The sequence below is a fragment of the Bartonella sp. B1099 genome (genome assembly GCF_944801835.1).
GTDB lineage: Bacteria > Pseudomonadota > Alphaproteobacteria > Rhizobiales > Rhizobiaceae > Bartonella.
This window is the reverse complement of sequence record NZ_CALYLN010000002.1, coordinates 1-24,653: the sequence shown is the minus strand read 5'-3', so window position 1 is coordinate 24,653 and position 24,653 is coordinate 1. Positions and strand designations below refer to the sequence as shown.

Sequence of the window (24,653 nt, the reverse complement as noted above, 5' to 3'; positions counted from 1 at the left end):
CTTTTCAAAAAAATATCTCACTCAGCCCCCATTCCTTTATGATCCTTTTTCTTTGAAAATTTGAGAGATTTCCTTTTTTCTTCATCCTCAAGAAGAGAGGTTAAACCACTAATCGGTTCCGATGATTGACGACTGTTTTGTGGCCCCACCGTTATTTCAGAACCTTTTCCTGCTTCAAATGCATCAATAATCTCTTCAAGACGCTCTGCTGTAAGATCTTCATAAGTATCTTTAAAAATCATGACCATAGGAGCATTCACACAAGCGCCAAGACACTCCACCTCCTCCCATGATAAGGTTCCATCCTGATTGGTCGTAAAAGGTTCATGATGAATTTTTTTCTGACAAACTTTAATTAATTCATCAGAACCACGTAACATACAAGGAGTCGTACCACACACTTGAATATGCGCTTTTGTCCCTACAGGCTTAAGCTGGAACTGAGTATAAAAAGTGGCAACCTCTAGGACTCGGATATACGCCATAGAAAGAATTTGAGCGATATGCTCAATTGCAGCACGCGTCACCCAACCATCTTGCTCTTGTGCACGCATTAATAACGGGATAACAGCCGATTGTTCACGCCCTACAGGATATTTTTCTATGGTATTTTTCACCCATATCTGATTTTCCTTTGTAAAAGAAAACTCTGCGGGCTGATAGACATCATCTGCAAGACGGCGTACGGACATTAGCGATCAACCTCCCCAAAAACAATATCAATCGAACCCAAAATAGCTGTAGCATCCGCCAACATATGGCCTCGGGTTAAAAAATCCATAGCTTGGAGATGAGCAAACCCTGGAGCACGTAACTTAACACGATAAGGTTTATTGGTTCCATCAGAAACAAGATAAACACCAAATTCACCCTTTGGCGCTTCCACTGCAACATATACTTCTCCAGGAGGCGTATGAAAACCCTCCGTATAGAGTTTAAAATGATGAATCAGCGCTTCCATTGAGCTTTTCATTTCGCTTCGCTTTGGTGGTACAATTTTGCGATCCAAACTCGAAACGGGTTCATTCTTTTCAGTCCCCAATAATCGTTCTACGCATTGACGCATAATTTTTGCTGATTGGCGCATTTCTTCCATACGAATAAGATAGCGATCATAACAATCACTATTTTTACCTATAGGAATATCAAATTCCATTTCATCGTAACATTCATAAGGTTGACTTTTACGCAAATCCCATGGCACACCAGCTCCACGGATCATAACCCCAGAAAAACCACGTGCCCAAGCTTCGTCAATACTGACAACACCAATATCCACATTACGCTGCTTAAAAATCCGATTTGGTGTCACAAGCGCATCAAGTTTCCCAAGAGAAACAAGAAATGGCTCAATAAAATTACCAATATCTTCAACTAAAGATTCCGGTAAGTCTTGATGTACACCACCAGGACGAAAATAATTTGCATGAAGACGAGCGCCACAGGCACGCTCATAAAAAATCATCAATCTTTCACGTTGCTCAAACCCCCAAAGCGGTGGGGTCAAAGCACCAACATCCATAGCCTGTGTTGTTACATTAAGCAAATGATTAAGAATACGTCCAATTTCAGAAAACAAAACACGTATTAATTGCCCTCTTTTAGGAACCTTAATATCTAATAACTTTTCAATTGCAAGAACAAAAGCATGTTCCTGATTCATAGGAGCAACGTAATCTAAACGATCTAGATAAGGCCCTGCTTGAAGATAAGTCTTTGTTTCCATTAACTTTTCGGTACCGCGATGCAATAGTCCAATATGTGGATCTACACGCTCAACAACTTCACCGTCTAACTCCAGAACCATGCGCAAAACGCCATGCGCTGCAGGATGTTGCGGACCAAAATTGATATTAAAGTTTCGAACATTGACCTCAGCCACAACCAACCCCTTGCTTTTTAAAAAACTTCATATCAAATATTAAAAAAATCTATCGTATTAAAAACATTTAATTATTTAAGAAACACATTACTCTAATATAACGCCTTATCAAAACCAATATTATTTTTTTCCATCTGCTTTTCCATCACAGGGTAAAATATATTCTGTTCCTTCCCAAGGAGAAAGAAAATCAAAATTACGCATTTCTTGGCGCAAAACAACGGGCTCATAAATAACCCTTTTTGCTTCATTATCATAACGACATTCAACAAATCCTGTCACAGGAAAGTCTTTGCGTAAAGGATAGCCTTCAAACCCATAATCTGTTAAAATCCGTCTCAAATCTGGATGACCTGAAAATAAAATCCCGTACATGTCATAGGCTTCTCGTTCATACCACTCTGCACCAGGATAAACCGCACAAGCTGAAGCAACAGGCGTATTTTCATCCGTACGAACTTTAACACGTAAACGTAAATTCTCACGAGGAGACAATAATTGGTAAGAGACATCAAAGCGCTTATCGCGAGAAGGATAATCCACACCACTAATGTCTGTAAGATTAATAAATTGACAACGAGAATCATCACGAACAAACATTAAAACATCGGTAATTGCATCAAGACGTGCCACAATGGTTAATTCACCAAAAGCAAGAACGGTCTCTTCAAGTTTATTGCCTAACTTGTTTTCCAAATAAACCGCAAGTTCAACCAATGCTTCATCCATCATGACACGAAAACTTTCTATCGCTCTATGGATCCGGTACGACGGATTTTTTTCTGTAACAACAATATGCCGTATAATAATGCCTCTGCTGTAGGCGGACACCCTGGAACATATATATCAACAGGCACGATACGATCACATCCACGCACCACCGAATAGGAATAATGATAATACCCTCCACCGTTTGCACATGACCCCATAGAAATCACATAACGTGGCTCCGGCATCTGATCGTACACTTTTCTTAAAGCAGGTGCCATCTTATTTGTTAGAGTACCTGCCACCACCATCACATCGGACTGACGGGGTGAAGCCCGTGGTGCATATCCAAAACGCTCATTATCATAATGAGGCATTGAGCATTGCATCATTTCAATAGCACAACAAGCCAAACCAAAACTCATCCACATTAAAGAACCGGTACGTGCCCAAGTAATCAAAGCATCTGCTGAGGTAACTAAAAAACCCTTGTCTGATAATTCCGCATTAATATCACGAAAAAACTTATCATCTGATCCTATCAGTTCACCGGTATTGGGATCAATGATTCCTTTTGGTTTTGGAGCTGTAATCGTTGAATTATTAGATCTTAATTCCATTCAAGAGCTCCTTTTTTCCATTCATATATAAATCCAATAGTCAAAATCGCTAAAAACACAATCATCGACCAAAAGCCAAACATACCTATCGATTCGAATGAAACAGCCCAAGGAAAAAGAAAAGCAACCTCAAGATCAAAAATAATAAACAAAATTGAAACCAAATAGAAACGAATATCAAACTTCATACGTGCATCACTAAATGAATTAAATCCACATTCATAAGCCGATAACTTTTCAGGATCGGGAGAACGATATGCTACAATGTAAGGTGTAATCAACAAAACCCCAGCAATAACCGCTGAGACAATAATAAAAATCAAGACTGGCAAATAAGAGCTCAATAAATAAGCCATAACCCTCTTCCATCGTAATGAAATGTCTGAATTTAACACAATGACCGATATTGCGAGATCAAACAGACAAATTTAATAATCGCTCTATTCATTCTACTCATAATGCTTGAAAAGTATCAGAGCGATACTTTTCTTATCGGCATAGGTAACGCAGAGCAACGAAAGACGCAAGCCCTATTCTTATAAACCATGTAAAAAGGAAGAAAAATATATCCCCCAAAAATCAGACACTTCACTACCTAATTCACAGCACATGAATATCTTAAAAAGAAATCCCATAAGGAAACATAAAATGGCGCGAGTGACGGGGCTCGAACCCGCGACCTCCGGCGTGACAGGCCAGCACTCTAACCAACTGAGCTACACCCGCGCATTTTCTGCACCAATTTATTCTTGGTACAAGCGGTCGTGTAAGGGGTTCGTTCGCTTATGTCAAGAAGGATTATGCATTTTTTAAAAAAATTATCAAATAGCATCTTTATTCTTGCGTTTAGAAAATTTTTTCCTTAAAGAGGAGCCATTCAGTTGCTGATCATTGCATTGGGCGATTAGCTCAGCTGGTAGAGCGCCTCGTTTACACCGAGGATGTCGGGAGTTCGAGTCTCTCATCGCCCACCATACACTTTTACTTCTCCTATAATTTATTGATTTTATGTGTATTTTAATGGGTTAGGGACGCTTCAATAAAAGTAAGGGAATAGGATTTTCCGACATGCCTCTTAATTATTGCGAATCAGAACTTCTTTTCGAGGTGATTTTTTTGCGATTTTAAAGAAAAGATTTTGTAAATCTCTAACTCTTAGTTATCCATTTTTTAAAGTGTGAGAAGTGATTATCTAGCGCATCTATGAAACGGGATAAATCGATGACAAACATAAAGACAATGAAGGCTAACCACTTCATAATGCGTGACATCATCTTTAAGCCTTGATACGTCTCTATCATCTCATGAAGAAGCTGTTGTTCTGTCTCCGTGAGATCTTGTTCCGGTTTACGCTTTCTACTCATTTGACCAACCACATAAGCGTGCTCCCTATTTTGCGCCCCCAAATCACAAGCGCTGTTCCTTAAAACGTTTGGCAACAATCACCAGTCCTGTACACGCCGCTAAAACCATAATCCCTGCTAACGCCCACTGAATTGGTCCATTACCAACAAAAAAGCCTCCAAATCCTGAACAAGACCCTATAATCGGGGCTAGCGCCTCTATCTTGAAAAGACCTGTTCTCTCCTTCGTTTCTACCCTGTGATAGTTCGAAGCAATGTAAGACCCTTTCGCCCACAAACCGGCTTCGGCTGCTCGACGGTTGGATAATCCCACAAAAGGCTTACCCCCTATCTTATTCCATTTCTGTAATTCACTAGGAACAGCTTCATAATCCCCTTGATTAAGCTTCTTCAACAACGTTGACTTGCTAAAGGCTTTCGTTCCTACGTTATAACAAAACGATACCAATGCCGCGAATTGGCAATCCGTTAATGAAACGGTCACCGATTCCTCTACCGTCTTCTCAAATTGCTTTAAGTCTTCACAAAGAATTTCTTCTGCTTGCTCTTGTGTGATACGCATGCCTTTTTTAACAAGCGGTTGACCGGCATTGCTGGTGTGACCATACCCTATCGTCCAGATACATGCTACATCTCTATAAGCCTCTAAACGTAACCCTTCCCACTGTTTGATAAGCTCTAATCCTTCCTTTGATATCTTTCTCATCTGACCCTCCATAAAAAAAGCCCCACATCTGTGAGGCTGGATTAAAATCTTCTTTTATGATCTTCTATTGGCTATGCTCTTTGATCAACTGCTCGACTTCTTCAACACGAAAGCCAAGTTGAAAAAGCGGTGCATATTCGCTTTCCTGTAATTCATACTGACAACGCTTTTTGACAAAATCTCCATTGAGATCAGACGGCATTTCGGTTATGAGAGCAACCTTATGCGTGTCATCTTCTACCCCCTCTTCTCCTTCACTGAGCTCTTTGATAAAGACCCAATAAAAACGCGTTGATAAAAGCTGCTCTAGCCTTTTTACCGTTTCTTCCCTATCAAATTCGAGCATATTTAGATAATCTTGCTTCGTATTTAAGTGTTCTGGATAAGAAAACATTTTAACCTCTCAAATAAATCTACGTGAGCGGCTGCATCCACGCGCCGAAACTTGTTCATTTGCAGCATTGATAGATATATATCCTCGACCAAATCGGTGGCTATCCCCTTCAATATTCCAAGTCCCTCCAGCTACCATTGCCTTAAGATCTACATTATCTGCTGTTGAGAAAAAAATAGATCCTGACAAAAACTGCCACATATAGCCGCAACCATCCTCACATCCTATATGAGAAATCATACGACGATTTGCCGTATCCCTATGTCCTCCGGAATATTTTGGAGAAGGTGCCTTTTTACCTTGAATACTTGTCTTATCATTACTCCCATGCATAGCAGAAGCAAATTCTTCATCACTTAATAATGACTTATTTACAAGCATCATATCTGTTGTATGCTGCATATAACTACGGTTAGTTGTTACATTTGCACGATAAACCGATTTCGTATTTACACCGTCGCCTGACTGAAGATAAATATCAACCCAAAGATCTGTAGAGAAGTCGTAAACCATTCCTTCTGGTGAACTATAAGGGCGGTGATTGAGACACCAAACAGAGTGGGGTAATATATCCCCTGCACGATAACCCGATAAGAGATGACCAGAAATCGTACCAACATCCGCACAAAGCGTGTGAAACCCTCCTATCTTGCGCGAATTATTGACGGTGTAATTCCTTGGATACGTAGAGTTTTCCGATACAACAAATTTATGAGACTGTCCTCCATCAGAAACCAAATAAACATAATAATCCTTGCCCGCAGAAAGAGAAGAAATATCTATTCTCGTGTCTACCGTATAACTTACAACCAAAATATCATTGCCTACTCCCAAGGTTAGGGTCGTTCCTTTTTTTACCGTTAATTGCGCTTTGCCTGTAGCAACAAGAAACGGGGTAGAATTTGACAAAATCGTTAAATTAGACTGTTTCAGTAAAGTATTTATCTTTTCTGCTAGTGCTTTTGCTGCTGTTGCTGTTGTTTGAGCTGCCGTTGCTGTTGCTAAAGAACTTTTGAGACCTCCAAGCTCTTGCTTCGTTGTATCGGCGGTTTTCTTTGCTTGATCTGCAACTCCTTTGGCTTCTTCCGCTGTCCTTTTCGCTCTATCGGCTGTTTCCTTAGCTTTAGTGGCTTCGCCCTTGGCTTGATAAGCTTTTGAATCTGCTGCTTCCGCTTTTTTCTTGGCTTCGTCTGAATACATCCGCGCTAAACTTACGGGGGCTTTAAAATTCTCAACCACTTGATTGATATCGATAACCCTACTTACCGCAGACGAGGCTGTTTTCTCTGCCTTTTCTGCTATTGACCGCGCCTGTCCTGCTTCATGTTTTGCATAACTTGCTGTATCTTTTATAGCCTTTACCGCATCATTCGCTCCATCCGCCTTTGACCATGCTGTATTGGCTGTTTTCTTAGCTTCTTCAGCCGCTCTCTCCGCAGATTGGGCTATGGACTTCGCACTCTCCGCTAATTCCTTGGCTTTCCCTACTTCACCTTTAGCTTCATACGCGCGGTTATCGGCTTTCTCCGCTATTTTCTTGGCTTCTTCACCTGCCATTTCCGCTAAGCTTGCTGTAGTCCTAGCATTATCTGCCACTTCCTTCGCATTATAAGCTGTACTACTAGCGTTATAAGCTATATTTTTTGCGGATTCTGCCTCACTACGGGCTTGTCGCGCATCATGTTCAGCGTAGCCTGCTTTTTCCTTGGCTTCCTTAGCTATTTTTTGTGCCTCTCGCGCTTCTGTTTCTAAAGAATCTGCTTTTTTACCCGCTGTTTCTGCCGCTTTCTGTGCTTGTTCGGCTGTATATTTTGCACTATTAGCTATTTCCTTAGCTTTGTCTACTTCACCCTTGGCTTGATAGGATTGTGAATCTGCTGTTTCGGCTTTTTTCTTGGCTTCATCTGCGTACGTACGCGCTAAACTTGCTATAGTCTTAGCGTCATCGGCTACTTCCTTCGCTTTGTGAGCTGTACTCCACCCTTCATGAGCTGTGTTGCCTGAATTTTCCGCTATCTTCTTGGCTTCGTCTGCATATGTCCGTGCTAAACTTGCTATGGTCTTAGCCTCATCTGCTGCTGCCTTCGCTTTATTGGCATTACTCCAGCCTTCATGAGCTGTACTTTTTGCCTTTTCTACCTCACTGCGCGCTTGTTCCGCCTCATGGTTGGCATAGCCTGCTGTCTGTTTGGCTTCTTTCGCTATCTTTTCAGCTTCACCCGCTACTGTCTCTACCTGTGATGCCTTCTTTTGTGCACCATCGGCTACCTTTTTTGCCTCTTCGGCGGTCGACTTCGCACTATTGGCTACTTGTTTTAGACTATCCAAAGCTCCTTTCGTTTCTTCTGCTACCTTCTCTGCTGCTTCCGCTTTACTCTTCGCTGCTTCCGCTATGTCCTTAACGGCTTCTGAACTTACCTGCCCTGCCGCCTCTCCTGAACGCGCTGCCGCTTCTGCTGCTGCTTTGGCTTCTTTGGCTATTCGCGTGGCTTCGGTTGCACTCTGCTGGGCTTGCTCTGATTTCGCCGACGCACTATCCGCAGAACTTTTCGCTTCCAAGGCTATCGTTGTGGCATTGCTTGCTTCTTCTTTTGCTTCCTCTGATAGGCTCTTCGCAGATATTGCTGTCTGTGAAGCTTCATTCGCAACTGCCTCTACGCTTTCGGCTTTAGCCTTTGCTGTTTCTGCTGCCTCTTGTGAGCTTGATGCCAACCGTTGTGCCTCTTCCGCTTTAGCCTTTGCTTCACCAGACTTCGTTAAGACTTCTGAAGTTTGCTGGCTTATCTCATCACCTTTCTGCTTAGCTGTAGTGGCTGTCGATAATGCCGTGTCTGCAACGCTTTTAACATCTCCAAGCGTTTGTTTAGTTTCCTCAGCAATCCCCTTGGCATCATGAGCTGTGCTAGATGCCGTATCCGCCATTGTTTTCGCTGCATTTGCTTCTCTTAATGCTTCATCGGCGGTTTTTTGCGCTTCTGTAGATGATGTCGTTGCTTTTTCTGCTAAACCTTTAACTTCTTCAGAAATCCCCTTGACATCATTGACTGATGTAAGCGCTGTAGAAGCTTTCTCCTTCGCATCACTCGATTCTCTAAGCGCACTTGTAGAGGCATTTTTAGCTTCTGTTGCGAGCTGTTTGGCTTCTTCACAAACACTCTTACTTTCTTGTGCAACTCTCTCTGCTGCCTCAGCTTTCTTCTGAACGGCTTCTGCTAAACTTTTGGATGCTTCACTCCCTTCACGAACCGCTTGTCTATCGGCTTGTAAGGCTTGCTCTGCAACTGTCTTAGCCTCAGAAGCTATTTGAGATGCCGTTGTTGCTGCCTGTTGTGCCTGCTCGGCTTTCGTGTTTGCACTATCTGCCGCGCTTTTAGCGTCTAAAGCTGTGGTCTTTGCAACACCGGCTTCTCGTTTTGCTTCTTCTGATAGACTCTTTGCTGCTGTCGCTGTTTGTGCTGCATCATCACTCGTTTGTTTTGCTGCATTAGCAATAGTCTCTAAACTTTCTGCTTTATTCTTGGCTTCTTTTGCATTCCTCAACACTTCATTAGAACGCGTTTGGATTTGCTCTGCTGTTTTTGTCAGTTCTGTAACAGAAGCTGTCGCCCGTTCCGATAAACCTTTTGCCGCTTCTGCAATATCCTTGGCATCATCGGCTGTCTGTTTGGCTCCATCTGCCTTAAGACTGGCTTGGGTCGCTACCGTCTTGACTTCATGACACGTTGCTACCGCGGTTGCGGCTACTTGGGACGTCTCTGTCGCTGTTTGGGAAGCTTCTCGCGCTGTTTGCTCTGCACGTTCAGAAATCGTTTTTGATGCATCGGCTAACCTCTTAGCTTCTGTCGAGACATTAACGGCATTCTCACTTACCTGCTTAACCTCTGCAAAACTTTCCAATGCCGTAGCCAGTGAACCTTTCGTACCACTGATTTCCCCTGAAGCTCTATCAACCGCTGCTTTGGTCTCTTCTGCTATGTGCTTTGCAGCATCAGAGGCATTTTGGGCTTCTTCGGCTAAGCCCTTGGCGCTATCCGCTGTCTCTTTTGCTTCATTGGCGATTGCTGTTGCTGCTGTAATCGCTTCCTTCGCTTCACTGGAGGTTGTAAGCGCTACATTAACCGTTTGAACCGTTTTTGTTACCTCTGTGAGCGCTTGATCTGAGCCCCTCTTAGCTTCTTCTGCAACCTGTTGCGCACCATTTGCACGCGCCATCGCTTTTTCTGCCTCTTGCCTTGCATTCACAACCTGTTCTAACGGTGCAAAAGTCTCATACGAATACAAAGAGGCTGTCCCTAAAATCTTCGGAACAACAACGCTACTTTGCGAGGTGCCTTCTCTGATTTCCTCTTCAGTTGCCACCGGTATCAAATATTCATGACTATGATCGGGGATCTTCATCTGCTTTCCTCCTTACTCCCTCTAAAGAGCTTCATCCAAAGAACACTCTTTCAAATCCTCAAGATCTGCGCTTAAGCTCTCTAAGCGTTTCTCCATCTCTTTCTGCGAACCATCAAACTCTGTTTTCAAAGCTGTTGTCACTAAATCAACAATCCCTTGAAGCGGCGTATGCAAAAAGCCTCCCCCTGAATACAAAACGACCCGTACTTGGGACGGGTCGCTAAGCTCTGATATCGCAAACGGTTTTAAGGTCATTTCAACTCCTCATGTTTTAATCCCATAAATTACACTCACATTAACGGGGCGCGTTTCAGCGCCACCAACCCTCTCTGACATAAGATGATGATCATGATGCGCCCTATCATGAATGCCCTCTTTGAGAGGCGTCGAATAATATAAAAAGTTCGCAAAGGGGCTTCGAATAAACCAAGGCAAGCGCGGCGGCTTATCTTTATCGGTAAACCAAAAGGGAACCTCTACTTGTGAACTTCCTGCGATTTGATCAAATTCTTGATTACACATTTCCAAGGCATCACCACTCAACCCTAAACACTCCTCTTCATCCAGTGATCTCTTTCGCCTTGGCAAAGAAGCTTCAGAAGAAGAAACATCTCGTTTCTTGCGTGAAGAACGGTCAACCGAAGAAGCCGGTCCTATTAAATGTTCATGCGCTTTTAAAGAACACGCTTGCTGGCTGGCAAAAACGCCAAGGGTCTAGACCACGTTCATAATCTGTGCCCCGTAAAAACATCCCCCGAAAATCGGGAACATTAAATGTCGAAACGCCATCTCCCGCGCCCCATGTCGTTCCTATCGCGTCAAACAACGCTCTATAACTGCTTCGCAAATAAGCACGCCCATCACAGACTAACCAGCCTTCCGGCAAGCGTTCCATTGCAAAAGGACCAATAAAACCAGACGGTAGGCGTTTTAAAGAAGACGCTTTTCCCCTTGTTGGATTGAGAATTTGCCAACCGCTTATCTCTTCATCATACATAACAGTATAAAGACAGCCCTCTTGGATCTCGCCTCCCGATAAGGCTAATAAACCGCTTTCTGTCGCCTTATAAACGGGCTTAGCAGCCAAATTATCCAAAGCAATCGTGGTCGCCCCAACGTTTTTACCTTTCGCTTTAAAACAAACCGTGATACCATTCTTATACGCTAAAAATTTCGATTGACTTTGAAGACGTATCGCACTCGTCTTTTGTTTTTGATCAACTGTAATAATACCCTCAATACCCCCCCCCGTATCGGATAAATACTCACTGACTCTTTGCATCATAAAACGCGCGCTGTTATTGACCGTGTTAGGGTGCTGTCCCTCTGACCAATTAATCAAGCTATCTGCCCCACCATTCTCAGAGGCGCTCAAAGACCAATCATAAATCGTTGACATCTTGACCTCACGTCTTAATCCCAAACACAACACTCATATTAATCGGGCGTGTTTCACTGACACCTGAACGAGCCCAAACAACATCACGCATGTGAAGATGGGAATGGGGAAAGGCAAGCACATGATGCAACCGTATATCCTCTGCACGCACACCCAAACGCTCGGCAAGCTTTTCCCTTTGCTGCTCATTCAGCACATACCCCCAGATAATCATCATATTTCCATACCAACTCTCTTCCTCATTGGCATCATTCAAAATCGTAACCGATTGACCTCCATGTTCATGCTTTCTCATAGTGTCATGCTGTAATGTGCCAAGATAACGAAAACGGTCTATCTCGCGATCATCATCAACACCCCGCAAAAACACGCCACGCAAATCGGGAACATTAAACTTCGTCCAACTATCACTGCCACCCCATCTTGTTCTTATCGCTTCATAAAGTGCTGGATAATCACTGCGCAAATAAGCAGCCCCATTACAGACTAACCAGCCTTCTGGCAAAACTTGCATTCCAAAAATCCCTATCGTACCGGTAGGATAAACTGAAATCATTGGTTCTTGTAATAAAGGCAAGGGGGTAGGATTCAAAACATGCCAACCATTATCCCTATAAACCAAACGATAAATGCACCCCTTTTGAAACTCGCCTCCTGTCAAAGCACGCATGCCTAATTCCGTCGCCTTATAAAGAGGCTTGGCGGGTAAAGCATTTAAAGCAATTGTTGTTGCCCCAACATTCTTGCCCTTCGCTTTAAAACAAACCGTGATACCATTCTTATACGCTAAAAACTGACAGTGGCTTTCAAGTCTTATCAACGTCGTTTGTTGTTCCGCATCAACCGTAAAGGTATTTGCAATCATACCACTCGTATCGGATAAATATTCCTTTACGCGTTGCATCATCACACGCGCACTATTATTCACGCTGCTAGGACGCTGTCCTTCTGACCAATCAATCAAATCATCACAATAGGCATTCTCAGAAGCTCTCAAAGACCAATCATAGATCGTCGACATCGTAAAACCTCATGTCTTAATCGCATACAGAACAGAAACATTCACTGGACGCGTCTCTCCTTCACCAGAGTTTCTCAAGTCAACCTCTTGATCTTCATCAAGAGCATAGGGGCTTGCAATATAGCTCCCTAAATTCTCACGCTCTATTCCCATAAAGTTTGCAAGAGCCCCCCCTCCAAACAATCCTAGACGGTACCCCAAAACAGCCGTCGTATTCCCATCCCAAAAATCTTCATTGCTCGTAAAATGGGGAAAGGAAAGACTTTGCCCCTGATGTTCGTGTGACTCCATTAAATCTGTTTGCACACTTGCAAAAGAACGCCCTTCATCAATATGACGACCGCTATCAACACCTCGTAAAAACATCCCCCGAAAATCCGGAACATTAAACGTCGTAACACTATTCCCTTCTCCCCAAACCGTCCCTATCGCAGAAAACAGATCACTATAATCACTACGCGAATATGCTCTCCCATCGCAGAGTAACCAACCTGTTGGAAGATCACGCATCGCAAACGTTCCGATAAAACCAGTAGGATAAAGACTGAGTTCTTCTTCTAAAGGGATAGAGGTGGGATTAACAAGGTGCCAATGATCTCCATTATAGACTAATGTATAAATGCATCCCTGTTGAATTTCGCCGCCCGATAAAGGACCAATCCCTAAGGCGGTCGCTTTATAAACCGGCTTGCCCTCTAAAGCATTCAGAAAAACCGTGGTTGCTCCAATATTTCTGCCTGTCGCCATAAAGCGTAAAACGATACCATTCTTGTACACTAAAAATGCCGATTGGCTTTCAAGACGTATTGTACTTATTCGTTGTCCATAATTATTCGTCACAATCCCTTCAAGTGTTCCACCCACATCTAACAAGTATTCCTTGACACGCTGCATCATCACACGGGCGCTTTTATTTACGCTACTAGGGTGCTGCCCCTCTGACCAATCAATTAAATCATCTGCGCGCGTGTTATCCGCCGCTCTTAGCGACCAATCATAAATCGTTGACATATCCTAGAACCCTAAACTCCGTAAAATGCCCGCATGAATTGCGTCATCAAAGGATTATCATCTTCACGCTCTTCTTCTTCCAAAGGCTCTTCCTGTGACGCTAGTAATGCCCGTAAAACCTCCAGCAAGTTCTCTCTATCGCCCATACCACCCCGTGCGATAGGGCTTGCTCTATAAGGCTGCCCCCCATACATCTGAAATACACGATTAACAAAATCACTTGCGCGCATTGCGTTATTGCCTGCATTCAAACCAACCGCATTGCTCCCAACCAATTGCGCTGCATTGGCATGGGGATTTTGCAAAAGCCGCGCTGCTCCCCCTGCTCCTTGTTGATGTGCTAAATACAGTTCCGCATCTGTAGGCGCCCTTCCCAACAGACGGCTTAAATGATTGCGATTATCAAGCGTAAACCGCCCCATGGCATCGGCTGCTTGCATAGGGTCAAAACGGTCTTGCAAACCATATTGTTTCGCGGTGCTGTCTATAAACTGATATAACCCACCCGCAGAAGACCGTGGATTCCTTGCATTGGGATTGCCCCCACTTTCAACTTGCGCAACACGGTATAAATAACTTTCCGGCAAGCCATATCGCGCCGCTGCTTGACGGATCGCTTGATCAACTGAAGGGCTGTAACGGGTCATCAATTAATCTTCTCCCTATTCAAATGCACTCAGTACATTCAATTCTTCTGTTAAGGCTTTTCCTCCACCTCCAAACAGAGCAGCAAAATATTTTTTTACCCATTCTTTCGTAACATATCCTTTATGATGGGCTTTCACCATATCTTGAAGTAGCTCTACAATTTTCTCATTTCGAATTTCTGAACCACCCGTTAACAGCTTGACAACATCCTTTTCAATTCGTTGACGCTCTCTAAACGCCGCTTCCTTGAAAGGAATCCAAGAAGCTTTTACCGCTGCTTTCCCTGCTTGAAAGGCTGCATCACGTTGACTTGTTGGAACACTAACATTATGCCTAAAAGAGATATCTTTATTTGCTATACTATTTGGTATTCTGTTGTAAAAATCAGCATAATTGGCTTCTTTACCAACAACACTCTTAACAGCAGAAGCTTTATCGGCGCCATAAATCTTTGCAAACCTATCATACAGATCATCCGTATCAAAAATCTCCTTTGCCTTGGAGACTTTATCTCCTGTTTGCCCCATGCCCTCTAAAAGTTGTCCCCTTGAGCCCTTTTTTAAGTACTCTTGTTGTGCTTCTGGTAGTTCATCAAAAATTTTACTGAATTCATCTTTATTAATCGACTTACTAAGGATTTTTGAACCTTCATCCATGGCATCTACACGTGAACTGTATTGATGATACAATGCCCGCGCATTCTTATATTTAGGCGATATATCATCCATAATCTCTAATAGCTTTTTCTTGATGCCAACTAAGGTATGAACTTTACTATTATCTCCCGTCTTTTCGGCTGCATCTTTCATAAGATCAAGTTTAACCTTCGTTTCATGGAGAACACCCATGTTGGGTTTTTCTTGAAGAAGATTAAACTTTTGAGAAGAAAATGGACCAACTTCTATGCCTTTACTCGTAAATTCCTGTAACCCTTCTTTATAAGCTTGTTTGAAATAGGGACGCTTCATCAATTCATTAAGCGCGCCATAATATTTTTCTCCGATCGGCGTCTTCTTGGCTATATCATAGAGAGATTCTGTAGCTGCCTCTCTACTCGCAATAAGATCATCTTTTAAACCTGTAATATTTTGACGAGGAACAAAGTGTTCATCAGCGGCTTGGTGAATACGTTCCCCTCCTCCCAACGCTCTCGCCTCTGCTCTTTTGGTCAAATCAAGATAAGCCCCTTGATTTTTTTGCGCTATATCAAAAACAAGATCTTGTAAAAAAGGACTATGATCAGCAACATAATCGGTATTAACGGCTTTACTGCCAAAAGATTTTCCAAGAGCTTCAGAGGACTCATTGCCTAAATGTTTACTGATTGCTCTTAATGTTGCTTTTTCAACGCCTTCCTTATGAGAAGGAGAAAAAAGTCTCCCTATTCCACCAACCGTAGAACCAGCTAAATGACCTAAAGCACTTCCTGCCAATGTCCCTCCTGCTCCTAAACCTGCTCCAGCTATTGTACTTGTAAGTGTATTCCCCAATCCTTCACCTTCTCCTGCTCCGTGTAATGCACCAGATGCTGCACCTACTTTAAGTAAATGAGGCAACGTTGTTTTGTTCGTGATACCTAAAAACGGGCTTGCAAATTGGCTTGGACGTGACTGACCTGCATTTAAGAGCAATTGACCTAATTTTGATCCTGCAAGACTATTGGTAAGTCTAGGGGCTGCAAAGCGGGCTCCTGCGGCTAACGCTCCTCCCCCTAACGTTGCAAGAGAAGGAATTGCCGCCCCTAAAGCACCTCCAAAAAGCGACGTCCAATAATGCTGATCATTCATCCTACGATAATAATCACGCAGTTTATTGGCTGCTTTCTCATACTTCTCTACGGATTTTTTATCTCCAGACCAATATCTCCCCAACCCCCTAATAAAAGCAGGTATAGCATAATCATCCTCATGGTCTCGCCCTGCCGCTGTAATCCCTGAAATTTCATCATCTAAATTAAAACTAAGACCGTGTTTTAAAGAATTCCAAAACGCTTCTCCTTGCGTGATTTCGGGGTGTTCTGCTTCTTCTTCATAGGAATGATTGTTATAATCTGAAATAGAACCCAAATTGATGAAATTCGGACCAAGCTCTGATGGATATTGTCGATTAGCTGCATATTCTGAAACAGAACCAAGGTTGATAAAATTTGGACCAAGTTCTGATATTTTTTTACCTTGCTTGTTCGTAGAACCTAATGCATGACCAACTACAAGAGAATTCTTATTATTAATCATTGAGCCCTCTTGTAAACTTGACCATTGTAAATAAATTCAACCCCTACGGGCATTTTTTGAGCTTGTTCTACACTACTTAGAGTCGGAAAGTTTTCACTGCCTCCTTGTGACCTTGGTAAATCTACAAAATATTGATCAGAGATTTCTTTTGGCGTATCTAGAGCCTGACCTGTTAATGCATTGTATAGTTGAAGATCATTATGCTGATTGAAAAAATTAAAGGCTGTTTGAATTATTTTAAAAGTTCTCTCCAATTCCTCTTTAGTCCGCCCAACATCTAAAGAACCAAACATTGATGATAGAGCTTTACTTTCAAAATCTGATATAGGACCTGTCCCTACAGCTCCGCTAGCACTCATCGATTTTAGGTTCTCAAATACCGTCTTTAAAACACTTCCTCTAATTCCCTCCAATAATTTTTTTAATCTGTATCCTTCACTTCCTCCAGCATTTTGTGAAAGCCACCGCACAAACGCGTTAGATTTACCTTCTTTAAGGAGTTCAAAAGCAGCTTTCAGATCATTTAATCCAGCACGCAACTGCATCTTGGTAGCAAACATATTGTTTTTCTTTCTACTCTCCCATTCTTTCTGTGCTTGTAACTTCTGATTATATTCAAGTTCCTGCATAGACCCCTTAACCGGTCTATATTCAAGTTCACCTGTCTCTGGATTGGTATACGATTGAAAGCCTTCTGGGGTCTTACCACCTGTTAGCAGTGCACTAAGCATTTGAGGGTTACGTGCCATGACAGCAGCTTCTTCTTCACTGTAGCCTTTGGATTTTAGATACTCGACGGTTTGGTTAACCTGCCCTCTTTGTTTATCGCCTTCATTAAGATGCTTCACACCACTTGCAAGCGCATCCCATCCAGAACCACCGGAGGGTGCTGCCGACATGCCTGCAAAAAGATCTTGAAGCTTTTTATAAGCATCTGATTGAAAAAACTTATAAGTATTGGATTGTAAAAACTTTTCTAAATCTGTTGGTTCAGAAGGCGGTGTTTGTGATGTAGGTGGCAATGGTTGTGTTTGGGGAACATCAACTTTAGGTGTAAGTTCTTGTAAGGATTCCTCCAGTGGATTTGGCATAGGTGGATGATTGCCTACACCAAGAGGCATTTCCGTTTTAAGAGCCGTAGAGGGCATAAATGGTCCATATGGCTGCTGCATATTTTGTAAATAGGGGTTGGAGGGGGCTTGAACCTCCTCTGGTGCCATCAAAGGGGCGAGAGTCATCCCCGCAGCAGTAGATATAACACTCTTTGGATTTGCTTTCATGAATTGTCCCAATCTTTGCGCCCCTGTAACCGCTTTTGGAGCCAATCTGGGATAAAGATATCGCATAATATGCGGTGCAAATCTCGCTCCTGCCACTAAAGCCATTGGGATTATCGGTGCAACCATCACACTCTCCTACAAAGCTATTGTTTAATTATTCTTCAGTTATTGTTTCTTACGAAGAAGTTCGATGACTTCTTTCGACATTCCTGCTGCTACTGCCGCTCCTGCTGGACCACCCATCATATAACCAAAAGCCATTGGTGCTGCCTGAAGCGCTAGAGAACCTACAGTTCCTACATTCCTCCAAGGATTATTGCCTTGCACCAGAGAATTCGTACTGTTATTCGTCGTCGTACCGTAATTTCTTGCAAAACCATGACCGGCATTCATCAACATGTTCAGTCTGTTCCAACCGCTATTGTCCTGCTCCAGCCAACGTTCGCGATTGGCATCAACAAGCCGTTGATTATAATTATCAAGCACGCCTCCTCCCTGTATGGCATTAGAATAGGCATTACCATAACCTTGTAAGAAGTTATTCGAAGCTCCCAACTGGTTTTGATTGGCTTGATCAATCATTGCATTGGCTTGCATCATGTTCTGTACATCTTGATTATACTGGTTTGCTGTAGCACTTGTAGACAAAGCACTAAGTTCATTTGCCAATACATCTGTATGTGCACCAGATCCATAACGACCTGCACCTGCAAAAGAACTGTTAATCGTATCTCTTACACGGTCTAAACTATTTTGAAGAGCGGCATTAAAAGAGGAATTCTGTCCAACCATACCGCCAGAAGCCATTCTTCCAAGATTATTTGCTGCCGACGTTGGATTGTAGATCGTATTCATCAAAGAACGGTTTTGATAATGATGAGGTATACTTCCAAGTCCACCAATGGCATAGCGCGTCTGATCACTTAACGGCGCAACACGCGGACCACCATAAACATTACCACCCATCCCTGTGTTATACATTTGAGACAACATATTGATTTATAATGATAATCTAGCGTTATTCATATTGAATTAATGACCCGAATAACGTAAGATTCTCTCATTTCAAATCTGTTTATGTTGCATCAATCAAAATCACTCATTTGCACGTCACAAGCGGGGCTGGTGTGTGGGTAAAATTTGTATAAGAAAGGAGTAAAAATGGTCCTTATGAACCGTCTTAATGCAAGATCTGTCGCAACATTGGGGGCTGGCAAATATAATGATGGTGCCGGCTTGCTTCTTCATAAGCGTAAAGATGGGGGTGCTCAATGGCTTTATCGTTATACTATTCACGGGCGCCGTCGTGAAATGGGCTTGGGTGCTTTAAGAGATGTTTCTTTAAAACAAGCCCGTGAATTGGCAACGGGGTGGCGTTCTGTTCTTCGTGAAGGTCGTGACCCCATTAAAGAACGCAACAAACAAAAGCGTGAAGCAATAAGCAATCTCCATTATTTAAAAGATATTGCTGTAGATGCTTTTGAAAGTCGTAAAGCTGAATTAAAAGGGGATGGAAGAGATGGAAGTTGGTTTTTACCATTACGCCTTCATATTCTGCCCAAATTAGGCTGTCTGCCCGTTTCTGAGATTACACAAACAGAGATACGCAACACACTCGCCCCTATTTGGCATTCAAAAGCTGGAACTGCTCGAACAGCATTGATACGTCTTAATCTTTGTCTCAAACATGCGGCTGCATTAGGATTGGATGTTGATTTACAAGCAACAGAAAAAGCACGCGCGCTCTTAGGTAAACAACGTCATAAAACGCAAAATTTACCAGCAATGGATTGGAGAGATGTGCCGGCTTTTTATAAAACACTTTGCGAAGCATCAACCCTAACACAACTGGCTTTACGTTTGCTTATTTTGACAGGCGTTCGTACTAATTCCTTGCGTCATATTCGTGAAGATCAAATTGAAGACGATATATGGATTATCCCTGCTGAAAATATGAAAGGAAGGCGGGATGCTACAACAGAATTTCGCGTTCCTTTATCATCAGAGGCATTAGAAATCTTAAAACAAGCACGATTGCTTTCTCGCAACGATTTCTTCTTTTCTGCAACCGGTCGCGGTCCCCTTGGTGAAAATTGCATGTCACAATATATGCAACAGATTGGAATTGAAGCACGTCCCCATGGTTTTCGTTCTAGTTTACGCGATTGGCTTGCTGAAACAACCGATGCCCCCTATGAGGTTGCTGAAACCATTCTAGCTCATACGGTTGGGGGTAAAGTAGAGCGTGCCTATCGTCGTACTGATTATTTAGAACAGCGCCGTGTCTATATGGATAAATGGACGGCTTATGTCACAGGTCAATCTTAAGATATGGGGTGTAATACCCCATTATCTGTGGATAACTTTCTCTCTCTTTTCTCTCATTCTTTCTCAATTAAACTCATAAATTATCACATGAGAAAATATATGATAAAATACTGTTTTCTATAAACTAAATACCTTTCATATGATGCAAAAATATGGTTAATAAATGCTTATGATTTGTTCTCATTTTTTAATATTTGAAAGGATTTTACTATGACAGAAAACGATATTCTTTTAACAGACCGTGAAAGTGCAAAATTGCTTCATATGAGTGTCTCAACTTTCCGCCGTCATGTGACCAATGGCTCTCTTCCAAAACCTTTAAAATTTGGTTTTTTATCGCGTTGGTTACAATCGGATCTTACCAATGTTATCGAACAAGCAAAACAGCAACGTCAAAGTGATGCGGCATAAAAAAAACCTTGTCACATAAGGATGGACAAGGCTTTTCATTTTCACACGAAGTTAATGAAGTGCAGAGTCCGTCCTATGATGCAATCATTATAGGATCAAAAATATGTTTTCTTTTACGAATGTGCAGGGCATTACACGTGCCTTGCATGGGGTTTGGTATGGGTGTTATGGACTTGCCCGTTGCCCTGCTCACGATGATCAATTGCCTAGTTTATCCATTACCAATGGAAATGATGGGCGTCTCTTGCTCACTTGTTATGCTGGTTGCTCTTTTAGAGAGATCATACAAGCGCTTAGAAGAATTGGCTTGCTTGGAAAACAAGCCTTTTTTGATAAAGCTTATGATCATACGCTTTCTTTCTCAAAACAGTTTTGTACTGATTTCAAAAGAGCAAAACAAAAAGCAGAAAGAGCAAAAAAGATTTGGCAACAAAGTCAACCGATCAAAAATACTTTAGCAGAAACCTATTTACGCATGCGGGGGCTCACATGTGAATTGCCTGCTGATTTACGTTTTCACGACAAATGTCCACACCCATTAGGAATGAAACTGCCCGCGTTGGTGGCGCTTGTTAAGGGGGCTGGTTCTTTTGCCATTCATAGGACCTTTTTAAAAGCCAATGGCTGCAAAACAGATCAAAAACCAGCAGATGATGCGGGTCGTAAAGCAGATTTTACTTTAGCAAAGCGTGCTTATAGCCAAGGCTTTGAGGTCTTTATCATGCAAGCTCCAAAAGGAACCGATTTCAACGATTTTCTCTATCATTCAAGGTACGTAATATGAAACAAGATAATAAAAATATTTTAGAGAAGAATACCCCCGTCAATGATAACGATAATGCCTCTTTAAATGATAATGCTTGTTTAAAAGCCATTCCTTATGAACAAGCCTTGCAACAAAATGGTTGGGGAGAATTAAAACCAATTGAGAGTGCTCTCTTACCCGTCGAACCTTTTAATCCATTACAGCTCCCAATGCCATTCATGGACTATATTTATGACGTTTCAGAGCGTCAACAAGCCCCTCTCGATTTTATGGCTGTCTCTGCTCTCTGTGGTTTGGCTGCTGTGATTGGAAATGGCGTGCGAGTTGCTCCAAAACAACATGATGATTGGACAATTGTTCCTAATCTTTGGGGGGCTCTTATTGGTCAATCGTCAACATATAAAACACCAGCCATGAAAGCCGCTTTAGCTCCTATCACGCGCCTTCAAAAGGAATGGTATAAAGAGTGGTTAAAGCAGAAAGAAAGGCAAGAAATTGAAGAGAGATTAGAAAGTTTAGACAAAAGAGAAAAAGAAAGACAAGCCAATAAAGCGCTAAAAAAAGGTGAGTGTGAAACAGCCCGTGCTCTGTTGTTTGAAACGCTCTCTAAAGACAGTGCTCATGATGATGATGTCTCGCGTTTTATTGTCAATGATGTGACCGTCGAAAAGCTTGGGGAATTGTTAAAAGAAAACCCCCGTGGTCTCTTAATGGTCCGTGATGAATTGTCTGGTTTTTTAGCCAATTTGGAGAGAAAGGAATATCAAACAGACCGTTCTTTCTATTTAACAGCTTTTAATGGAGATGATCAATTTACCTATGACCGTATCGAGCGTGGAACCATTTTTATTCCCCATGTAACTTTATCAATGATTGGAGGCATTCAACCTTCACGAATTATTCCCATCATTCAAGCCATGCACCGTGGAATAAACGATGACGGCTTATTGCAACGGTTTCAAATGCTGGTGTGGCCCGATGAGACAAAAGAGTGGCAATTGGTTGATAGACCTCCCAATCAAGAGGGTTGGCAAAAGTATGAAGGTGTTTTTCGTTCTTTTCGTGATAAACGACTAGGTTCTCCAGAACATCCGCTGATCATGCGTTTTATGCCAAAAGCACAAGAGAAATTTTATGAATGGTTAGAAAATCTTCATAGAGAGGCAAAAAGTGGTCGTTTCTCTGAAAGCTTACAATCGCATGTTTTAAAAATGCCAAAGACCATAGCAAGCCTTGCGTTGATTTTTGAACTTCTTGACAGCGGGCGTTTTGAAATTGGTCTCTATGCTATCACAACAGCGTTGCGTTGGGAAAAATATCTGATAAGTCACGCAAAACGTCTTTATGCGGCGGGGGATACATTAACAGCAGAGCGTGCAAAATTGATTGTCGAACGCTGTGATTGTTTACCCGATGTTTTTACGGCAAGGGATATCTATAGACGATGTTGGAGTTCTTTAAAAAATAAAGAAGCTGTCACGCAAGCTTTAGAGCTTTTATGTCGTTCTAATCACCTGCGAAAAAAGTTTATAACACATCAGACAAGTGGACACCCTAGCGCCTATTATGAATGGCATCCTTTGGTCAAAAACAACAGCATAAAACAATAACACCTCTTTTGAAGTTTTTAAAACAATCACACAAAACTCTTTTTATAGCATTCTCATTAAGTAATTTTTTTCCAAAAAAAATGATCTGAATGACTTTGTAAAAAGAGTTTTGTCAGTGCTGTCAGTCTTGTCAGTTCTTTTTAGCCCCCCCTTTCTATATATTTTTTAATCAAAAATAAAAGTTATTATATTTCAATAGATTAATGACTTTAAAACACAACTCATATCAATGGTGCAATCTTTAAAAATAACCAATGATGTAAATTGATTAAAACCTGTCAGTTATCTGTCAGTAAATTGAACTGACACAAATACCCTTTTCAATGATTTATAAAACTTATCAAAATAATCATTATGATATTTTAAGCGCCCATAGTGAATTTGTCTTGAGTAACACATCAAATGAATAGCAAATTTCACTATTTTGCTGATCTGATCTTTCTCATAGGCTGTTGATAAGTATCCTTTTAAAAACTCTTTTGAAAAAATTATCGGCTTTTTAGCAGTTTTTTCCCATTTTTATCGATATTTGTTTTAAACGCATTTAATTGAATTCGTTTTGATTCTTTTGATGGTTATTGATCATCTTATAAGACAAGGGATTTTTATTGTAATATGCTGCAATCTGTTAAGTCTGATAATAAACACGTCACGCTACGTTCTCTCTTAGAATTCTACCGTGAAAAGGCTAAATCACCCCGTGAATTGGGAACTCTGTTTGAAAATCTTGTGAAGGATTATCTGTCTGAAGACCCCTTGCAAAAGCAAGAATACGAAAAGGTTCAAACTTATTTGGAATGGGCTCAAGAGCATGATGAAGATGGGCGTGATATTGGCATTGATCTGGTCGCTACAATCCGTGATGACGGCGGCTATGCGGCTATTCAATGTAAATGCTATGATGCTTCTCACATCATTAAAAAAGAAGATATTGATAGTTTTATCGCTGCCTCTGGGAAGAAAATATTCACACGTCGCATATTGGTTGATAGCACTGAAAGCAATTGGAGTGATAATGCGAACAACACATGTGATGGTCAAGAAGTTCGTATTCAACAGATTAATCTGTTTGATTTAGAAAACAGCCAAATTGATTGGGGGGCTTATAAAGAAAGAGGACAAGCCGTCCTTAAAGAACAACCGAAAAAAAAGCTTTTAGATCATCAAAAGGATGCACTGAAAGCTGTTTGTGAAGGTTTACAAGAAGCAGACCGTGGCAAGCTTATTATGGCATGTGGGACGGGCAAGACTTTCACAAGCCTTAAGATAGCAGAGACCATGGCGGGAAAAGGCAAGCGTGTGTTGTTTTTAGTCCCTTCTCTTGCTTTGATGTCACAAACGATACGCGAATGGACCATTGATACAGAAATCCCTTTGCGTTCCTTTGCGGTGTGTTCGGATACACAAGTAGGAAAACGTCGTAAAGGGAAACATGATGATGAATCTGGTCTGGATGCTTCTGATCTTGTTTTGCCCGCTACCACGGATTCACAAGAGCTTGCACGTAAAGCCAATAAAACCTCTCTTGATGTGATGACAGTCATCTTTTCAACCTATCATTCCATTCAAGTGATTTCGGATGCACAAAAGGATTATGGGTTACCCGAGTTTGATCTGATTATTTGCGATGAAGCTCATAGGACGACGGGGGTTGTATTGGGAACAGACAAGCATGAATCTGAATTTATCAAGGTTCATGACAACAGCATCATTGGCGGCAAAAAACGTCTATATATGACAGCAACGCCTAAGATCTTTACTGACAAGCTGAAAAAGAAGGCTGACGTATCCGATGCCGTTCTGGCGTCCATGGATGATGAAGCGCTCTATGGGAAAAATCTTTACACTTATACTTTTTCAAAAGCTCTACAAG

The 24,653-nt window shown here is 41.9% G+C and carries 21 protein-coding genes, 2 tRNA genes and 1 pseudogene; 6 read left to right on the top strand and 18 right to left on the bottom strand.

The window, feature by feature from the left end; all coding sequences use genetic code 11:
- Positions 1 to 17: 17 nt before the first annotated feature.
- From nuoE to NNJ73_RS06390, 6 genes are all read right to left on the bottom strand, one after another.
- Complete coding sequence (gene nuoE, locus NNJ73_RS06415; protein ID WP_254493273.1) at positions 18 to 692, bottom strand: NADH-quinone oxidoreductase subunit NuoE; 675 nt, start codon at positions 690 to 692, stop codon at positions 18 to 20.
- Positions 692 to 1,882, bottom strand: a complete 1,191-nt coding sequence (locus NNJ73_RS06410; protein WP_254493271.1) for an NADH-quinone oxidoreductase subunit D — start codon at positions 1,880 to 1,882, stop codon at positions 692 to 694. Before NNJ73_RS06410 ends, nuoE begins: the two co-directional genes overlap by 1 nt.
- 120 nt (positions 1,883 to 2,002) lie before the next feature.
- Positions 2,003 to 2,611, bottom strand: a complete 609-nt coding sequence (locus tag NNJ73_RS06405) for an NADH-quinone oxidoreductase subunit C (protein ID WP_254493686.1) — start codon at positions 2,609 to 2,611, stop codon at positions 2,003 to 2,005.
- A gap of 17 nt (positions 2,612 to 2,628) precedes the next feature.
- Positions 2,629 to 3,210 carry an NADH-quinone oxidoreductase subunit B family protein gene (locus NNJ73_RS06400; protein ID WP_039758600.1) on the bottom strand — a complete coding sequence of 194 codons (582 nt, stop codon included), beginning with the start codon at positions 3,208 to 3,210 and terminating at the stop codon, positions 2,629 to 2,631.
- Positions 3,201 to 3,566, bottom strand: coding sequence for an NADH-quinone oxidoreductase subunit A (locus NNJ73_RS06395; protein WP_005773599.1), 366 nt, complete (start codon positions 3,564 to 3,566; stop codon positions 3,201 to 3,203). The genes NNJ73_RS06400 and NNJ73_RS06395 overlap by 10 nt, the downstream gene beginning before the upstream one ends.
- A 293-nt stretch (positions 3,567 to 3,859) precedes the next feature.
- Positions 3,860 to 3,936, bottom strand: a tRNA-Asp gene (locus NNJ73_RS06390).
- Between the two features lie 172 nt (positions 3,937 to 4,108).
- Between NNJ73_RS06390 and NNJ73_RS06385 the strand changes: the two genes are divergently transcribed.
- Positions 4,109 to 4,184, top strand: a tRNA-Val gene (locus tag NNJ73_RS06385).
- Between the two features lie 174 nt (positions 4,185 to 4,358).
- On the opposite strand, the gene NNJ73_RS06380 is transcribed toward NNJ73_RS06385, so the two are convergent.
- The 12 genes and pseudogenes from NNJ73_RS06380 to NNJ73_RS06325 form a co-directional block, all read right to left on the bottom strand.
- Positions 4,359 to 4,586, bottom strand: a complete 228-nt coding sequence (locus NNJ73_RS06380) for a hypothetical protein (protein WP_254473145.1) — start codon at positions 4,584 to 4,586, stop codon at positions 4,359 to 4,361.
- Positions 4,587 to 4,617: 31 nt separating this feature from the next.
- Positions 4,618 to 5,280: a lysozyme gene (locus NNJ73_RS06375; RefSeq protein WP_254475209.1), complete on the bottom strand. Its 663-nt coding sequence runs from the start codon at positions 5,278 to 5,280 to the stop codon at positions 4,618 to 4,620.
- Positions 5,281 to 5,344: 64 nt separating this feature from the next.
- Positions 5,345 to 5,674 (bottom strand): hypothetical protein, encoded by a 330-nt coding sequence (locus NNJ73_RS06370; RefSeq protein ID WP_254492184.1) that lies wholly within the window; start codon positions 5,672 to 5,674, stop codon positions 5,345 to 5,347.
- Between the two features lie 9 nt (positions 5,675 to 5,683).
- Positions 5,684 to 10,072 (bottom strand): hypothetical protein, encoded by a 4,389-nt coding sequence (locus NNJ73_RS06365; RefSeq protein WP_254493269.1) that lies wholly within the window; start codon positions 10,070 to 10,072, stop codon positions 5,684 to 5,686.
- A gap of 21 nt (positions 10,073 to 10,093) precedes the next feature.
- A complete protein-coding gene (locus NNJ73_RS06360; RefSeq protein WP_254475215.1) occupies positions 10,094 to 10,327 on the bottom strand; it encodes a hypothetical protein in 234 nt (77 codons plus the stop codon).
- A gap of 9 nt (positions 10,328 to 10,336) precedes the next feature.
- A pseudogene (locus tag NNJ73_RS06355) lies at positions 10,337 to 11,471 on the bottom strand (phage tail protein).
- 7 nt (positions 11,472 to 11,478) lie between these two features.
- A complete protein-coding gene (locus NNJ73_RS06350) occupies positions 11,479 to 12,492 on the bottom strand; it encodes a phage tail protein (RefSeq protein ID WP_254492186.1) in 1,014 nt (337 codons plus the stop codon).
- 9 nt (positions 12,493 to 12,501) lie between these two features.
- The gene (locus NNJ73_RS06345; protein WP_254493267.1) at positions 12,502 to 13,503 is read right to left on the bottom strand and encodes a phage tail protein; all 1,002 of its coding nucleotides are present in this window, start codon (positions 13,501 to 13,503) and stop codon (positions 12,502 to 12,504) included.
- A gap of 11 nt (positions 13,504 to 13,514) precedes the next feature.
- Positions 13,515 to 14,150, bottom strand: coding sequence for a transglycosylase SLT domain-containing protein (locus tag NNJ73_RS06340; RefSeq protein ID WP_254493266.1), 636 nt, complete (start codon positions 14,148 to 14,150; stop codon positions 13,515 to 13,517).
- Positions 14,151 to 14,165: 15 nt separating this feature from the next.
- Positions 14,166 to 16,385, bottom strand: a complete 2,220-nt coding sequence (locus tag NNJ73_RS06335) for a hypothetical protein (protein ID WP_254493264.1) — start codon at positions 16,383 to 16,385, stop codon at positions 14,166 to 14,168.
- Positions 16,382 to 17,791, bottom strand: a complete 1,410-nt coding sequence (locus tag NNJ73_RS06330) for a hypothetical protein (protein ID WP_254493262.1) — start codon at positions 17,789 to 17,791, stop codon at positions 16,382 to 16,384. Before NNJ73_RS06330 ends, NNJ73_RS06335 begins: the two co-directional genes overlap by 4 nt.
- A gap of 39 nt (positions 17,792 to 17,830) precedes the next feature.
- Positions 17,831 to 18,646: a hypothetical protein gene (locus NNJ73_RS06325; RefSeq protein WP_254493260.1), complete on the bottom strand. Its 816-nt coding sequence runs from the start codon at positions 18,644 to 18,646 to the stop codon at positions 17,831 to 17,833.
- A gap of 180 nt (positions 18,647 to 18,826) precedes the next feature.
- Here NNJ73_RS06325 and NNJ73_RS06320 point away from each other — a divergent pair, with 180 nt between their 5' ends.
- The 5 genes from NNJ73_RS06320 to NNJ73_RS06300 all read left to right on the top strand — a co-directional run.
- Positions 18,827 to 19,993, top strand: coding sequence for a site-specific integrase (locus NNJ73_RS06320; protein ID WP_254493258.1), 1,167 nt, complete (start codon positions 18,827 to 18,829; stop codon positions 19,991 to 19,993).
- Between the two features lie 210 nt (positions 19,994 to 20,203).
- Positions 20,204 to 20,404 (top strand): AlpA family transcriptional regulator, encoded by a 201-nt coding sequence (locus NNJ73_RS06315; RefSeq protein WP_254474096.1) that lies wholly within the window; start codon positions 20,204 to 20,206, stop codon positions 20,402 to 20,404.
- Positions 20,405 to 20,507: 103 nt separating this feature from the next.
- The gene (locus NNJ73_RS06310) at positions 20,508 to 21,188 is read left to right on the top strand and encodes a hypothetical protein (RefSeq protein ID WP_254493256.1); all 681 of its coding nucleotides are present in this window, start codon (positions 20,508 to 20,510) and stop codon (positions 21,186 to 21,188) included.
- Positions 21,185 to 22,780, top strand: coding sequence for a YfjI family protein (locus tag NNJ73_RS06305; protein WP_254492199.1), 1,596 nt, complete (start codon positions 21,185 to 21,187; stop codon positions 22,778 to 22,780). The genes NNJ73_RS06310 and NNJ73_RS06305 overlap by 4 nt, the downstream gene beginning before the upstream one ends.
- 615 nt (positions 22,781 to 23,395) lie before the next feature.
- The coding region (locus NNJ73_RS06300; protein WP_254493254.1) for a DEAD/DEAH box helicase family protein at positions 23,396 to 24,653 on the top strand (1,258 nt) is incomplete at its 3' end.

What these genes read in the sequence shown, in the direction of transcription:
- nuoE (WP_254493273.1), bottom strand. Translation starts at nt 692, where the DNA reads ATGTCCGTACGCCGTCTTGCAGATGATGTCTATCAGCCCGCAGAGTTT.
- NNJ73_RS06405 (WP_254493686.1), bottom strand. Translation starts at nt 2,611, where the DNA reads ATGGATGAAGCATTGGTTGAACTTGCGGTTTATTTGGAAAACAAGTTA.
- NNJ73_RS06400 (WP_039758600.1), bottom strand. Translation starts at nt 3,210, where the DNA reads ATGGAATTAAGATCTAATAATTCAACGATTACAGCTCCAAAACCAAAA.
- NNJ73_RS06395 (WP_005773599.1), bottom strand. Translation starts at nt 3,566, where the DNA reads ATGGCTTATTTATTGAGCTCTTATTTGCCAGTCTTGATTTTTATTATT.
- NNJ73_RS06375 (WP_254475209.1), bottom strand. Translation starts at nt 5,280, where the DNA reads ATGAGAAAGATATCAAAGGAAGGATTAGAGCTTATCAAACAGTGGGAA.
- NNJ73_RS06370 (WP_254492184.1), bottom strand. Translation starts at nt 5,674, where the DNA reads ATGTTTTCTTATCCAGAACACTTAAATACGAAGCAAGATTATCTAAAT.
- NNJ73_RS06365 (WP_254493269.1), bottom strand. Translation starts at nt 10,072, where the DNA reads ATGAAGATCCCCGATCATAGTCATGAATATTTGATACCGGTGGCAACT.
- NNJ73_RS06360 (WP_254475215.1), bottom strand. Translation starts at nt 10,327, where the DNA reads ATGACCTTAAAACCGTTTGCGATATCAGAGCTTAGCGACCCGTCCCAA.
- NNJ73_RS06350 (WP_254492186.1), bottom strand. Translation starts at nt 12,492, where the DNA reads ATGTCGACGATCTATGATTGGTCTTTGAGAGCTTCTGAGAATGCCTAT.
- NNJ73_RS06345 (WP_254493267.1), bottom strand. Translation starts at nt 13,503, where the DNA reads ATGTCAACGATTTATGATTGGTCGCTAAGAGCGGCGGATAACACGCGC.
- NNJ73_RS06340 (WP_254493266.1), bottom strand. Translation starts at nt 14,150, where the DNA reads ATGACCCGTTACAGCCCTTCAGTTGATCAAGCGATCCGTCAAGCAGCG.
- NNJ73_RS06335 (WP_254493264.1), bottom strand. Translation starts at nt 16,385, where the DNA reads ATGATTAATAATAAGAATTCTCTTGTAGTTGGTCATGCATTAGGTTCT.
- NNJ73_RS06330 (WP_254493262.1), bottom strand. Translation starts at nt 17,791, where the DNA reads ATGGTTGCACCGATAATCCCAATGGCTTTAGTGGCAGGAGCGAGATTT.
- NNJ73_RS06325 (WP_254493260.1), bottom strand. Translation starts at nt 18,646, where the DNA reads ATGTATAACACAGGGATGGGTGGTAATGTTTATGGTGGTCCGCGTGTT.
- NNJ73_RS06320 (WP_254493258.1), top strand. Translation starts at nt 18,827, where the DNA reads ATGGTCCTTATGAACCGTCTTAATGCAAGATCTGTCGCAACATTGGGG.
- NNJ73_RS06315 (WP_254474096.1), top strand. Translation starts at nt 20,204, where the DNA reads ATGACAGAAAACGATATTCTTTTAACAGACCGTGAAAGTGCAAAATTG.
- NNJ73_RS06310 (WP_254493256.1), top strand. Translation starts at nt 20,508, where the DNA reads ATGTTTTCTTTTACGAATGTGCAGGGCATTACACGTGCCTTGCATGGG.
- NNJ73_RS06305 (WP_254492199.1), top strand. Translation starts at nt 21,185, where the DNA reads ATGAAACAAGATAATAAAAATATTTTAGAGAAGAATACCCCCGTCAAT.